We start from the raw sequence: 14,320 nt of genomic DNA, 5'->3' as shown, positions 1-14,320 counted from the left end.
AAATCCGGGGCTAATCATACACCAAAACAATCTTACGGTTTTATCGCAAGAAAAGCAGTTCTCTGTACTTAGGCAGTGCCCATCTTTTATCATCTACCAGGAATTCCAGTTTATCGGAGTGGTAGCGGATAATATCGAAGTACGGTTTAATTTTTTCGCAGTATTCAATCGCTTTCTGGCGGCTGTCGGTCAACTTGTTGGTCACTTTACGTTGCTCGATCATTGCCTGAACGTTTTCACTGATCACGTTGATGTGTTCAGATATTTTAGCAGCGATTTGTGTTTGTGCTTTGTAGGCAGCTTCACCCATGCCAATTTCTTTCAGTCCGCGGATATTGCTGATCAGATCATTGAGGTAGCTGATAGCTGCGGGTAAAATAGTGTTGGTGGCCAGGTCTCCGATTACACGGGCTTCGATCTGAACTTTCTTCACATAATCTTCGAGCAGGATCTCGTGACGGGCGTGTAATTCTTTTTCGGTATAAACACCGGTTTCGGAATACAGCTGGGCGGCTTTAGGAGTGATCATCGCATCCAGCGCTTTAGGCGTGGTTTTGATGTTCTGTAAACCTCTTCTTTCGGCTTCTTTTTCCCATTCTTCGCTGTAGCCGTCGCCTTCGAACAATATTTTTTCCGAATCTACAATATATTTCCGAAGAGTTTGCATGATGGCAATCTCTTTTTTCTCACCTTTTTCGATCAGGCCGTCCACTTCCACTTTGAAGTCGGTCAGGGTTTTGGCCACGATGGTGTTCAGTACGGTCATAGCGGAAGCGCAGTTGGCGGTAGAACCTACGGCGCGGAACTCGAACTTGTTACCGGTGAACGCAAAGGGAGAGGTACGGTTACGGTCGGTATTGTCCAGCATCAGTTCAGGAATATGACGGTGCAGGTCCAATTTAAGGATGGCCTCGTCTTGTTCGTCGAACTTATTGTTTACGCGGGATTTTACTTCCTGCAGTACATCGTAAAGATATTTACCAGAGAATACGGAGATGATAGCCGGAGGAGCTTCGTTGGCACCCAGACGGAAGTCGTTGCTGGCAGAGGCGATAGCAGCTCTCAGCAGGTCGGCGTAGTCATGTACTGCTTTGATGGTGTTCACGAAGAACGTGAGGAACATCAGGTTGGTTTTCGGGGTTTTGCCCGGAGCCAGCAGGTTTACACCGGTATCGGTGGCCATGCTCCAGTTGTTGTGTTTACCGGAACCGTTGATGCCTGCGAAAGGTTTTTCGTGCAGCAGCACTTTCAGTTTGTGGCGTTTGGCCACTTTATTCATGATGTCCATCAGCAGGGAGTTGTGGTCCACGGCGATGTTCACTTCTTCAAAGATGGGAGCGCATTCGAACTGGGAAGGAGCTACTTCATTGTGACGGGTCCTTAAAGGTATGCCCAGTTTGTAAGCCTCTTCTTCAAAATCGCGCATGTAAGCGTATACGCGCTCAGGGATAGAGCCAAAGTAGTGGTCTTCCAGCTGCTGACCTTTGGAAGGTGCGTGACCTACCACGGTGCGGCCGGTCATGATCAGGTCAGGACGGGCATTGGCCAGGTTTTCGTCAACGAGGAAGTATTCCTGTTCCCAACCGAGGGTAGGCGTTACTTTGGTAACGTTTTTATCGAAATAGTTACATACGTCCACAGCGGCTTTGTCGATAGCTGCCAGTGCTTTCAGCAGCGGAGCTTTATAGTCGAGTGATTCGCCGGTGTAGGATACGAATATAGTAGGGATGCAGAGTGTTTTACCGTAACCCTGTTCCAGGATAAAGGCAGGGGAGGAAGGGTCCCAGGCAGTGTAACCGCGGGCTTCAAAAGTAGCTCTCAGGCCGCCGTTAGGAAAGCTGGAGGCATCAGGCTCCTGCTGTACCAGCGCATCGCCGTCAAAAGTTTCCAGTGCAGAGCCATCGCTTTTCAGGGTAAAAAAGGAGTCATGCTTTTCTGCAGTGGTGCCGGTCAGGGGTTGAAACCAGTGAGTATAGTGAGTCACTCCTTTTTTCATGGCCCAGGCTTTCATGCCGGAAGCAATTTGCTCCGCCATTTTGCGTTCCAGTTTGGTGCCATTTTTAATGGAGTTCATCAGGCTTTTATAAGCCTCATCACTCAGGTATTCCCTTACAATTCTTCCGGCAAAAACATTGCTGCCAAATACCTCGGTGATTTTTCCGTTGTGTTCGGTAAGTTTAGTGTCTACGCCAGCTAATCCTTCCAGCGCGGTGAAACGTAACGATTGCATGCTGTAATAATTTTAATACAAAAGAACGCCAACGTCGTTGGAAATGCAAATAAATTGTTCACTTTAACCAAAAAATTACATTTCTTGGTTTATAAAGGCGATTTTTTTGAGAAATGAATAAAAAAAATAGATCGTTGATGTCTGAAACTGATAAATTAAAAAATTACTAATATGATTTGGGCGGGATTTTTATGTGTTTTGGGCGTCCCAGGGCTGAAACTCTGGGCTACGATATGTTCAGGCTCCTTGTATAAAATGCTGACGTTATGGGACTCCCTTTGTGATCAACAATAGGCTGTCCACCTTACTGGGAAGAAGGTTAGCCCTGGTTAGCGGCATTTTTTGACAAACAGCCTAAACACATCGTAGCCTGGGGCTTCAGCCCAGGAACAAATGCGTCCATTTTTAAGCCCTTTGGCCCCTCATTCTTGGCATTTGCCATAAAATCTTGTAGGTTTGCATCTTCTTTTTAATTACTCGTTTTTTTATACTTAAACTACATGCAAACCACCGTAGAAATTGCTGAACAGCTGGGCCTTACTGCTGACGAGTTTGAACGTATTGAATCTATCTTAGGGCGTAATCCCAACTTTACCGAATTGAGTATGTACTCCGTTATGTGGAGTGAGCACTGCTCTTACAAAAACTCAATCGTATGGCTGAAGTCATTACCACGTGAAGGCGACCGCCTCCTCGTAAAGGCTGGTGAGGAAAACGCCGGACTGGTAGATATCGGTGATGGATACGCAGTTGTATTTAAAATAGAATCCCATAACCACCCTTCAGCGATTGAGCCCTTCCAGGGCGCTGCTACCGGGGTTGGCGGTATCCACCGCGATATCTTCACAATGGGCGCCCGCCCCATTGCGGCACTGAACTCCCTGCGCTTCGGCAATATCAATGATAAAAAAACACAGCACCTGGTAAAAGGTATCGTACACGGTATCGGCCACTATGGTAACTGCTTCGGTGTTCCAACCGTAGGCGGTGAAACCTATTTTGAAGACTGCTACGGCACCAATCCGCTGGTAAACGCCATGAGCGTGGGTATCGTAAAAGTAGGCCAAACAGTTTCCGCTACCTCCCACGGTGAAGGCAACCCGGTTTTCATCGTAGGTTCCGCTACCGGTAAAGACGGTATCGGCGGCGCCTCCTTTGCTTCTGCCAACATCACGGAAGACAGCGCGGAAGACCTGCCTGCCGTTCAGGTAGGTGACCCCTTCCAGGAAAAGAAACTGCTGGAAGCCTGCCTCGAAGTAATTAAAACCAACGCTATCATCGGTATGCAGGACATGGGCGCTGCCGGTATCACCTGCTCCACTGCCGAAATGAGCGCCAAAGGCGAACATGGTATGCACATCTGGCTGGATAAAGTTCCTACCCGCCAGGAAAATATGAAAGGATGGGAAATGCTGCTGAGCGAAAGCCAGGAACGCATGCTCATCGTAGTGAAAAAAGGCCAGGAAAAAGCAGTCCTCGATATCTTCGAAAAATGGGACCTGCACTGCGTTCAGATCGGTGAAGTAACCAAAGACACCAACCTGAAGTTTTATATGAATGGTGAACTGGAAGCGGACGTTCCTGCTGAAAGCCTCGTGCTTGGCGGCGGCGCTCCTCAATATCACCGCGCTTATACTGAACCTGCCTACTTCCAGAAAATAAAGACGTTCGATATTCAGAACGTTCCGGATACAGAACACGCCCGCTTCGCAGCGGAAAGAATCATCGCACTGCCTAACATCGCTTCCAAACGCTGGATCTATAACCAGTACGACAGCATGGTAGGTACTGCCAACGCTTCTACCAACGCTCCGAGCGACGCTCCGATCGTACTGGTAAAAGGCACCAAAAAAGCACTGGCAATGACGACCGACTGTAACAGCCGCTACGTTTTTGCTGATCCGCACAAAGGTGGCCAGATCGCCGTGGCGGAAGCTGCCCGCAACATCGTTTGCTCCGGTGGTGAACCACTGGCTATCACCAACTGCCTCAACTTCGGTAACCCTTACGATCCCGAAGTTTACTACCAGTTCGTACACGCTGTACAAGGTATGGGCGAAGCTTGCCGTAAATTCAATACCCCTGTTACCGGCGGTAACGTGAGCTTCTATAACCAATCACCTGATGGCGCGGTATATCCTACACCAACTATCGGTATGGTGGGCCTGCTCGACAGCATCGACCAACGTATTACTCTCGACTTCAAGGAAGCAGGTGACCTGATATACATGATCGGCCGCAGCCGTAATGATATCAACAGCTCTGAATACCTGCACAAAATCATCGGTATCGAATACAGCCCTGCTCCACACTTCAACCTCGAAGAGGAACTGCAGCTGCAGCAAGCCATCACCAAACTGAACAAAGCCCACCTGATCCAGTCTGCGCACGATATCAGCGAAGGCGGCCTGTTTGTTACCATGATGGAAAGCGCCATGCCAAGAGGCCTGGGCTTTGAACTGAACCTGAACGATAAATTCCGTAAAGACGCTTACCTCTTCGGTGAAAGCCAAAGCCGTGTAATCGTCACCGTTAAACCGGAAAACAAAGAGAAATTCGAAGCACTGATGCACGGTCTGGTAGACGCCTCCGACGTTTCTGTACGTTATGAGAAAGTAGGCGCTGTAACCGGTGACCATGTGAAAGTAGGTGGTGAAGACTGGGGTAAAGTAAACGACTGGAAACAGATCTACAATACTTCTGTGGAAGAACACCTGAAATAGTCTGATTTACAGATAAATGTTATAAAAAAGGGAAGGCGCGAATTTCGCGCCTTCCCTTTTTTATGCAGACCGGTTATTGATCAGAATGCGTACCGGAAACCCAGGTTAAACCGGGCGCCGCTGCCTTTGATATAAGAATCTGTTCTCACTCTCGCCTGTGACATTACCGGGTAATAATCGGCATTCAGCAGGTTGTCTACCCCCAGCCGGATGGAAGCGGCAGTGTTGAAACGATAGGCAGTGTACAGGTTTACCAGCGAAAAATCGCCTACAGGCCCGTTGCCGAGGTCATACTCTTTGGTAGTGGGATTGGGATCAAAACGTTTCCTCACGCCGGAATAGATGTAATACACACCCAGGTCCCATTGTTTCAGCGGGGAATAATTCACGTTGACAGTCATTTTATCCGGTGTAATGCGGGTTGTAGGCAACCAGGTTTTGACCCCGTTCACGTCTTTTTTACCTTCTACATGCGTGTAAGCTGCACTGGCAGAGAGGTTCGGCAGGAACTGATAGCCAGCTGTCAGTTCAAAGCCTTGTACCCGCTCAGGCGCTCTTTCGGGTACGGCCACGCCATTCACGTCTTTCAGGCTGGTACCAAGATCAGACGTACTGATGAAGTAAGAACCTGAAGCGTTGAATTTACCGATATTACTGTTGAAACCAGCTTCATAGTTGTTGGTGATAATAGCTTTGGTTTCGATGATGTTGATGCTGGTGGCGCCATTGCTGACGGCCTTGGCCAGTCGCAGGGTACGGCCCAGGTCATACAGGGAGAAACTCTGTGAATAGCTTACAAACGGGTTGAAAGCCGGGAAACGCGTGTATCGCAGGCCCGTGTTGAATACCAGCGCTTCATAAGGCAGATTGCCGCCTTTTACGAACACGCCGCCGGCATAGTTACCAAACTTAATGGTGGTGTAATCAGGAATATCGAGCCGGATGTTTTCGTAACGCAGACCGGCTTTCACCAGGAAGTCTTTAAATAAATATGTTTTCAGCTGGGCATAAGGCGCCAGATTTTTCATATTCATCTCCGGAACAAAGGAGCGGCCATCCGTAAGTGGTTGGGCGGTTTTATCGTTCAGTACGTCTATTCCCCAGGTCACATCGCCATGCAGGTTGGGGTGGAAGTTAAACAGGGTATTGAAATTCAGGCGGGCTCCCATTTTTTTGGAGGTAATGGCAGAGTTGCCCGGCGGTGCATAAAAATCGGAGTATTCAAATACGGTGTAAAAGTCCTGGTAATACAGGTTTACATTCAACGAGGTGTTACGGAAAATGTTTTTGCTGGTGAAATTCACATAGGCGTTATGGTTATACGGCGTACCCTGTTTATCGCCGGGGTTGGTACCTACTATACCGATGATGGGGCGTTGCCCGAACTTGCCGCCGGAGTCAATGTAGGTGCTGTTTTGCATGGTGCGGTAATAGTTGTACATCACCTCCAGGCGGTTATTGTCATTAAAGTTGTAGCCCAGCTTGGCAAAAAGGTTTACGTTTTCGTTTTGGCTGAGTGACTGGAAAGGGGCTATGATCTGCCCTTTGGCGTCTTTGTTGACACCTGTTTGTTCGTAGGTGCCGGCCACCACATAGTCAAATTTATTGAGCCGGCCGCTGAACTGTTGTGCCACGCGTGCGCCGAGGCTGTTGGCCGCGCTGGTGAGCGAACCGCTGGCGCTGATGTCTGTGCTGCCGCTGAAACGTTTATTGGGATTGGCTTTGATGGTGATGAAATTGACGATGCCTCCATCAGCGCCGTTGCCATAAATAGCGGTGGAACCTTTGATCACTTCCACTCTTTCAATGACGGAAACATCGATGCTGCGCATGTCTTTATCGCCGTTACGCAGCGGGGTGGATTGCGGAATACCGTCTATCATGATCAGCATGCCGCGGCCACGCAGTGTCTGGCCTTTGTTGGTGGAAGTATTGGTGCCCAGCGTAAGACCTGGTACGTTCATGCTCAGCAGCTGATTGATGTCTGTAGTGATAGCACTTTGTTCCCGCAGTTGTTTACCGCTGATGATGGTGATGGAAGAGGGAACGGTACCCAGTGTCTCCTTATTGCGGCCGGCGGTCACCACTACTTCGTTCAGGCCAATGTCTGACGGTTGTATCGTAAGCGAGAGGGTGGTGATGCTGTCGGTGATGGTAACCGCTTGTTCCAGTGTATTGTACCCGATACCGGTAGCGATCAGTTTATAGCTGCCGGGTTTTATGTTATTGATGGTAAAAGAGCCGTCCGGGCCGGAGACAGTATGTTTCTGTGTGCCTGCCAGATAAAGGCGCAGCATGGGAACAGCTGTTTGTGCTGTGTCGCGGACAGTGCCGGTGAGTTTTTGTGCAGTCGTCTGTAGTGTAACCAGGAGTGTGAGTGCGCACAGTACCAGGTATTGTTTCATTTTCAAAGCTGATGTTTTTTAATGATATATTTCCGGCGGTACCATATCAGGAAACCGGATATGGAAAGGATGCCGGGCGTAAGGCCCAGAAGGGCATAGAGTATTTTAACGGGAATACCGCCGTAGTTGCCGAAATGCAGCGGTGCCATGGCAGCATTGAACTTATCGCCAAGGGGCGCTTTACTGAAATTAACGGTCTTTTTTACCTGTCCGTTGATATCGAAATGCACGGAGGAGCTGTAACGGCCCCAGACAGCGGCTTCGTGGGCATGGCCCAGAATACGGACAGGGTCACCGGCCTTTTTAGGCGGGCGGATGCCCATCGCTTCAAAGCCAGGGATCTGTGCGGCCGCTTTTGCCAGTAACGATTCGTAGTCAACAGGAATGGGAGCGCCCATATCGGGAAAAGGCCCGGTTGTTTTCCGGTTGTCCAGTACTTTCAGCTGCATCATGAAGCCGGTGAATGCGATGAGGAGATTGAACAGCAATGCCCATACTCCTGTAATGCGGTGCAGGTTGCGCCAGCGCCGGGTACGGCTGCTCCATTCGGGTTTCAGGCGGAAGGTCAGTACTTTAAACACTGATTTCCGGTATACCCAGATGCCGGTGAGGAGCGATATAAACAGTAGTACGGCGACTGTCAGCATCACTTTGGCGCCCGTTTTTCCGCTAAGCAGGGAAAAATGGAGGTACACCAGGAACCCGGAGAAGTAGCCGGTGTTGGTATGCTGATGGACGACCTCCCCGGTATAGGGGTTGAGGAATAGATATACTTTATTGTCCGGCCCATATTCAGCCCTAACGATCACTGGTTCTTCCGGTGTTTGCGGCAGCCGGGAGAAAAACAGATAGGGCGTGCCGCCACGAAGGGATTTACCGGCTTGCTGCAGCAGTTCGAACAGCGGTTTGCGTTGAGTTCCCGGTGCAATGTGATAGGTTTCATGATGCAGGGCTTCATCTATTTCCTCACTGAAAACCAAGAGGGTGCCTGTTATGCTGGCAAAAAGCAGCATAATGCCTACGATGAGGCCGGTAATGCGGTGAACAGTGAAAAGCTGTTTATGCAGGTATTGCTTCAATTTCCTTATTAGTTTTTTACCGGCTGCAAGTGGGTGACGATTACAGGGCGGGCACGAAAGTGCTATGTCCCGGCGGTTGATAATGATCAGTTAGCTGTTGCACCAACTATTTGCAGTCGTGGCTGCAAAGGTACTGCTGTCCTGCGGGAAGCATTTACGCAATCGGGAAATTTATTCAGCTGAACGGGAAAAACCGGCGTTTTTGACAGTTAGCTGATTTATTGTTGCAGTAGAATACTTTAACAAGCTATTAACAAAATCCCACATTTGTGTTATGTGATAGTGAGAAAACTGCTCTACATTTGAAATGTAACAATGAACACAACGCGAAATCTAAAAAAGATATTTATATAAAATACTTGGAATCACTTGGTTATTCCAAATTCTATGAAGACCATATATTCTACCATGTCCGGATGAAAATTTAGTGAAATTTTACACCTAGTGAAAGAACGATTTGAGTAGGGCTGAGGAAACTCAGCCCTTTTGTATTTTAATATTTTATCATTTTATTATTGGGGAAGATTGATATTTTTTGATTTTATCTGATTGATTTTAAATTGTTATAAAAGACAAAGGCCTTCTTGTATCACAAGAAGGCCTTTGCTTATAGATAGTCTAATAAATATCAAAATGTCAAAATAGACAAATGGTTTATACCATTGGGATTTCAGCTACCTGATAAACTTTCTCATCGAGCTTGGCTTTGGTTTCGCTGAAAGCTTTCAGTGTCAGTTCAATGTCCTCGTCTGTGTGAGCAGCGGTTGGGATCAGTCGGTAGATGATCTGGCCTTTTGGAATAACGGGATATACCACGATAGAGCAGAAGATGTTGTAATTTTCGCGGAGGTCCAGGCACATGGCTGTAGCTTCCGGAATATCGCCCTGCAGGTAGATCGGGGTAACGGGAGAGTTGGTTTTACCGATGTTGAAACCGCGGGCTTTCAGGCCGTTCTGCAGTTTATTCACATTTTCCCACAGTTTTGCTTTCATTTCCGGGTGTTTGCGCATCAGTTCCACTCTTTTCAGGTGGCCGATAACGATTGGCAGCGGAATAGATTTAGCAAAGATCTGGGAGCGCATGTTATAGCGCAGATAGTTGATGATGGCTTTTTCGCCGCTGATGAAAGCGCCGATAGAAGCGCCGGATTTAGCGAAGGTATTGAACAGCAGGTCGATTTTGTCCTGTACGCCTTGTTCTTCGCCGGTGCCGGCACCGGTTTTACCCATGGTACCGAAGCCGTGGGCGTCGTCTACCAGCAGGCGGAATTCAAATTTATCTTTCAGTGCGGCGATTTCTTTCAGTTTACCCTGGTCACCCGCCATACCGAATACGCCTTCTGTTACCACCAGGATACCGCCACCTTGTGCGTTAGCCAGTTCAGTAGCGCGTCTCAGTTGTTTTTCACAATCTTCGATGTCATTGTGTTTGAACACATAACGTTTGCCGGGGTGGAGGCGCAGGCCATCCAGAATGGAGGCGTGGCATTCTGCGTCGTACACGATAACGTCCCTGCGGCCGCAAATAGCATCGATGGCACTCATGATGCCCTGATAGCCGTAGTTCAGCAGGGTGGTATCTTCTTTACCCATGTAATCGGACAGTTCGCGCTCGAGCTGCTCGTGATAGTTGGTGTTGCCGCTCATCATGCGGGCGCCCATGGGCGCTGCAAGGCCAAAGTCGGCTGCCGCTTTTGCGTCGGTAGCCCGTACTTCCGGAAGATTGGCCAGCCCCAGGTAGTTGTTGAGGCTCCAAACTATTTTTTCATTGCCCCGGAATTTCATGCGGGGGCCTATTTCCCCTTCCAGCTTAGGAAAGGCGAAATAGCCATGGGCTCTGTCTGAATGCTCCCCAATGGGGCCCATGTGCTTCAGCAGTTTCTCGAAAATATCCATACGCTATATTATGTAATAGTTAAATGCTTTGATAAAAAGAGGACACAAAGGTATTAAAATATTGCTTTTTCTAAACTTCGATTACATTTGCCAGCGTCATTTTAATGCTGCGGTTTCACCGGCCTCTGCCGGCAAAAGTACGTTTATCTTATAAAAAGCAATAATATCTAATGAAAAGGATCTCCCTGCTTGCCTTTGCCCTGGTGATCGCCACCACAGGCACCCGGGCTCAAAAGGCCACTTCACCAAAACCTTTCAATCATCTGGCGACAGCCAAAAGCAGCAAAACAGCTGCCAAACCCAAACTGATCGTAGGCATGGTAGTAGACCAGATGCGCTGGGACTACCTGTACCGCTATAGCAACAGGTATGCTGCCGGAGGCTTTAAAAGACTGTTGCAGGAAGGTTTCTCCTGCGAAAATACACTGATCAACTATACACCCACCATCACCGCCTGTGGCCATACTTGTGTATATACCGGTTCTGTGCCGGCTATCCATGGTATCATTGGCAACACCTGGTACAGCCCCGAAATAGGCCGCACCATGTATTGCGCGGAAGATACCACCATGACTACCGTTGGCAGCACCTCCGCTGCGGGTAAAATGAGCCCGCGCAATATGCTGGTCACCACTATTGGTGATGAGCTGCGCCTGTCCAACCATTTCCAGAGCAAAGTGGTAGGCGTGGCCATTAAGGACCGTGGCGCCATCCTGCCTGCCGGCCACAGTGCCAACGCCGCTTACTGGTATGATGGTACTACCGGCAACTGGGTAACCAGCTCCTATTACATGAATGAGCTGCCAGGCTGGGCACAACAGTTCAATAACGAAAAATGGCCACAGCAATACCTGTCCAAACCCTGGACCACACTGTATCCTGTATCTTCCTACACGCTCAGCACCGCTGATGAAAAAGTGTATGAAGGCAAATATAAAAACAGCACTACCGGCACTTCTTTTCCACATGACCTGAGCGGAGCTGCCAACAGCGCCATTGCTGCTTCCCCGTTTGGTAACACCATGACCCTGGAGTTTGCGAAAAAGGCCATGGAAGCGTATAATATGGGTAAAGGCGCCGCGACCGATTTTCTCGCCATCAGCCTTTCTTCCACCGACTATGTAGGCCACCAGTTTGGGCCTAATTCCATCGAAGCGGAAGATACCTACCTGCGTCTGGACCACGACCTGGCCAGGTTCTTCCAGTACCTGGACGCTAATATCGGCAAAGGACAATACCTGTTCTTCATCACCGCAGATCACGGCGTAGCCCATGTACCGGGATTCCTGGAAGAAAACAAACTGCCGGGCGGCACCTGGGACGACCACGCTGCCATGAAAGACCTGAACGAAAAAATCGCTGCCAGATTTGGCGTGAAAGACGCAATCAAAGCTGTGGACAACTATCAGCTGTGGATGAACCACGACGTGATCGAGGCGTCCGGCAAGAACTACAACGATATCCAGCAGTTTATCATCAGCAACCTGCAGAAATCCCCCGCTATTGCGAAGGCGTTCCCTATCCGTGACCTGATGGTGACCGTGCTGCCTGAGCCTATGCGCACCATGATGACCAACGGTTACAATACCAAACGGAGCGGAGATATTCAGATCGTATTGTCGCCGGCTTATATCGATGGTGGCAAAACCGGCACCACGCATGGTTTATGGTATCCTTACGACGCGCATATCCCGCTGGTATGGATGGGATGGGGCGTTCAGCCGGGTAAAACCAACCGTACCGTGGGTATGACCGATATTGCGCCCACACTGGCCGCCCTGTTGCATATCCAGATGCCAAGCGGCAACGTAGGACAAGTGATCCAGGAGATTACTCATTAAAAGTTTATTCCTTATATTGCTCATGAAAGTACGGATGGTTGCCGGCAACTGTGTGGCCATCCGTACTGCGTAATTCTTTACCATATGGAATTCAACTTGTTGCAATATGAGGTGGCATCCCGCGCAGCCACTATCACGCTGAACCGGCCTGATAAGCGGAATGCGCTGAATGGCCAGCTGGTGGCGGAGCTCCGGCAGGCGTTTGCCAAAGCTGCCGCAGATGAAGGCGTGAAAGTGATTGTATTGAAAGGCAACGGAGAAGCTTTTTGTGCCGGGGCAGACCTGGAATACCTGCAGCAGTTGCAACAAAATACCTATGATGAGAACCTCGCAGACTCTCGGGAGCTGATGCAGTTGTTCCAGGAAATTTATCTGCTTGATAAGGTAGTGATAGCCCAGGTGGAGGGCCATGCTGTGGCAGGAGGCTGCGGGCTGGTGACCGTTTGCGACCTGAGTTACGCCGTACCCGAAGCCATGATGGGCTACACCGAAGTGAAAATTGGCTTTATCCCTGCGCTGGTAGCTGTTTTCCTCGTTAGAAAAATAGGAGAGGGCAGGGCCCGCGAATTATTGTTGACCGGCCGGCTGGTGACCGCCGAAAAAGCTGCCCATGATGGCCTGATCACAGCCGTTATCCCTGCCGGAGAAATTAAGGCGCATGTGGCCAAAGTGGCTGCCAGCTTATGTGACGACGCATCCGGCAACTCCCTGAAGGTGACCAAAAAATTGATTGGCACAGTGTTGGACTTACCTATAAAAGATGGACTGGAGCATGCAGCTGAACTGAATGCCGCCACCCGTGGACATGAAGACTGTAAACGCGGGATAGCTGCGTTTTTGCATAAAGAAAAGCTTGTATGGTAAACTATACCTGCTGTCACAACCACTAACCAACACCACAACTATGTCATACCGGTTGTTTTTAACATATTTCTTGCTGTGGATAACCAGCCCTATACTGGCACAACGCGTTATTTCCGACGCCAAGATCATTTACAAGATAGACCTGCCGCCTGAGCGCGCCCAGATGGACGCCATGCAGGAGGGAAGCACGCTTACCCAGTATATGCGGGGCCAGCTAAGCAGGATAGACATGGACTTCAACATTGTCAAATACACCTACCTGATCAACAGTAAAGATGAAACGCTGACCACGCTGATAGACCAGCATGGCAACAAGTACCTCATCCGTGCCAATAAGGGGCAGTACGAAAAGGAACTGAAGCAGTATGAAAACGTTCAGTTTAAGGACCAGGCTGAGACCCGGCAGATAGCAGGTTATACCTGTAAAAAGACGATTGGCACCATGCCGGACGGCACCACCTTCGAAGTGTATTACACGCCCGATTTAGTGCCTGAAAACAAGCATTATAACCGCCGGTTTGTTAACCTGAAAGGGATACCCCTTGAATTCGAGATCGTGACCAAAACCGGCTCTAAAATGCGTGTAATAGCAACCAAGGTAGAGCTGTATCCTATTCCTGCTTCTTATTTTGATGTGCCTAAGACCGGTTACAAGATTGTAAGCCCGGAAGAGCTGAAAACGATGCAGTAAGACAGGGGCCGGAGCGGCGGCCTGAAAGACAGGCACATGCTCCGTAAAGCAACAGCCGGGGCCGGCGTGGGCCCGGACATCTCCCGAAAAAATATAAAAAGAAAAAGGCCTATCAAGAAGTTGTTAAACTTTTTGATAGGCCCGTATTTGTACTTGAAGAAACGTTAAGGTCAGCCTTTCTTAAGCGGCAGGATAATCTGCAGTTTTTGAAAGTTCATATTGTTGACCGGCGGCTGTACAGGTTGTACAGTGTAAGGCACAACATAAGTCGTATTGCCTTTGGTATAGGACATTACAGACTGAAAGTTAATCACGTTGGTATTGGTGAACTTAAAATTTGAATTGTAGCTGCCTGTGAATCTGTAACCGGCGTCGAGGGCCAGGTTGGTTTTGGGCATGGCGGTATTCAACACGAAGTGGTTATCGGTCTTTTTCGCCTTGTCTTTTTCATTATCGGAGGGCAAAATGGTATTATTTGCCAGGGCGCTTATGGCGAACAGGGCCATAGCTCCTGCCAATAGGCAAGACAATGAAAAAGTCCTTGATATGTGAATTTTCGTTTTCATTGTAACACAAATATACAAACTTTTC

The 14,320-nt window shown here is 49.0% G+C and carries 9 protein-coding genes; 4 read left to right on the top strand and 5 right to left on the bottom strand.

What is annotated here, in order from left to right; all coding sequences use genetic code 11:
• Positions 1-40: 40 nt before the first annotated feature.
• Positions 41-2,230, bottom strand: a complete 2,190-nt coding sequence (locus ACTJJS_RS22360) for a glutamine synthetase III family protein (RefSeq protein ID WP_440665308.1) — start codon at positions 2,228-2,230, stop codon at positions 41-43.
• Between the two features lie 500 nt (positions 2,231-2,730).
• Between ACTJJS_RS22360 and purL the strand changes: the two genes are divergently transcribed.
• A complete protein-coding gene (purL, locus tag ACTJJS_RS22355) occupies positions 2,731-4,953 on the top strand; it encodes a phosphoribosylformylglycinamidine synthase subunit PurL (protein WP_168871781.1) in 2,223 nt (740 codons plus the stop codon).
• Between the two features lie 80 nt (positions 4,954-5,033).
• On the opposite strand, the gene ACTJJS_RS22350 is transcribed toward purL, so the two are convergent.
• The 3 genes from ACTJJS_RS22350 to ACTJJS_RS22340 all read right to left on the bottom strand — a co-directional run bounded on the left by ACTJJS_RS22350 (position 5,034) and on the right by ACTJJS_RS22340 (position 10,333).
• Positions 5,034-7,358, bottom strand: a complete 2,325-nt coding sequence (locus tag ACTJJS_RS22350) for a TonB-dependent receptor (protein ID WP_440665527.1) — start codon at positions 7,356-7,358, stop codon at positions 5,034-5,036.
• Between the two features lie 2 nt (positions 7,359-7,360).
• Entirely contained in the window at positions 7,361-8,437 is a 1,077-nt protein-coding gene (locus ACTJJS_RS22345) for a PepSY-associated TM helix domain-containing protein (RefSeq protein ID WP_440665307.1), read from the bottom strand.
• 654 nt (positions 8,438-9,091) lie between these two features.
• The gene (locus ACTJJS_RS22340; protein ID WP_168871784.1) at positions 9,092-10,333 is read right to left on the bottom strand and encodes an aminotransferase class I/II-fold pyridoxal phosphate-dependent enzyme; all 1,242 of its coding nucleotides are present in this window, start codon (positions 10,331-10,333) and stop codon (positions 9,092-9,094) included.
• Between the two features lie 170 nt (positions 10,334-10,503).
• On the opposite strand from ACTJJS_RS22340, the gene pafA reads away from it, so the two are divergent.
• The 3 genes from pafA to ACTJJS_RS22325 all read left to right on the top strand — a co-directional run bounded on the left by pafA (position 10,504) and on the right by ACTJJS_RS22325 (position 13,729).
• Positions 10,504-12,174: an alkaline phosphatase PafA gene (gene pafA, locus ACTJJS_RS22335; RefSeq protein ID WP_440665306.1), complete on the top strand. Its 1,671-nt coding sequence runs from the start codon at positions 10,504-10,506 to the stop codon at positions 12,172-12,174.
• An 84-nt stretch (positions 12,175-12,258) separates the two neighbouring features.
• Positions 12,259-13,038 (top strand): enoyl-CoA hydratase/isomerase family protein, encoded by a 780-nt coding sequence (locus ACTJJS_RS22330; protein ID WP_440665305.1) that lies wholly within the window; start codon positions 12,259-12,261, stop codon positions 13,036-13,038.
• A gap of 70 nt (positions 13,039-13,108) precedes the next feature.
• Positions 13,109-13,729, top strand: coding sequence for a hypothetical protein (locus ACTJJS_RS22325; RefSeq protein ID WP_440665304.1), 621 nt, complete (start codon positions 13,109-13,111; stop codon positions 13,727-13,729).
• A gap of 170 nt (positions 13,730-13,899) precedes the next feature.
• Here ACTJJS_RS22325 and ACTJJS_RS22320 read toward each other — a convergent pair whose 3' ends face one another.
• Positions 13,900-14,235 carry a hypothetical protein gene (locus ACTJJS_RS22320; protein WP_440665303.1) on the bottom strand — a complete coding sequence of 112 codons (336 nt, stop codon included), beginning with the start codon at positions 14,233-14,235 and terminating at the stop codon, positions 13,900-13,902.
• Between the last annotated feature and the right edge of the window lie 85 nt (positions 14,236-14,320).

This window comes from Chitinophaga sp. 22308 (genome assembly GCF_052045305.1).
Classification (GTDB): Bacteria; Bacteroidota; Bacteroidia; order Chitinophagales; family Chitinophagaceae; genus Chitinophaga; species Chitinophaga varians_A.
This window is presented reverse-complemented; position numbering and strand designations above follow the sequence as displayed.

What these genes read in the sequence shown, in the direction of transcription:
- ACTJJS_RS22360 (WP_440665308.1), bottom strand. Translation starts at nt 2,230, where the DNA reads ATGCAATCGTTACGTTTCACCGCGCTGGAAGGATTAGCTGGCGTAGAC.
- purL (WP_168871781.1), top strand. Translation starts at nt 2,731, where the DNA reads ATGCAAACCACCGTAGAAATTGCTGAACAGCTGGGCCTTACTGCTGAC.
- ACTJJS_RS22350 (WP_440665527.1), bottom strand. Translation starts at nt 7,358, where the DNA reads ATGAAACAATACCTGGTACTGTGCGCACTCACACTCCTGGTTACACTA.
- ACTJJS_RS22340 (WP_168871784.1), bottom strand. Translation starts at nt 10,333, where the DNA reads ATGGATATTTTCGAGAAACTGCTGAAGCACATGGGCCCCATTGGGGAG.
- pafA (WP_440665306.1), top strand. Translation starts at nt 10,504, where the DNA reads ATGAAAAGGATCTCCCTGCTTGCCTTTGCCCTGGTGATCGCCACCACA.
- ACTJJS_RS22330 (WP_440665305.1), top strand. Translation starts at nt 12,259, where the DNA reads ATGGAATTCAACTTGTTGCAATATGAGGTGGCATCCCGCGCAGCCACT.
- ACTJJS_RS22320 (WP_440665303.1), bottom strand. Translation starts at nt 14,235, where the DNA reads ATGGCCCTGTTCGCCATAAGCGCCCTGGCAAATAATACCATTTTGCCC.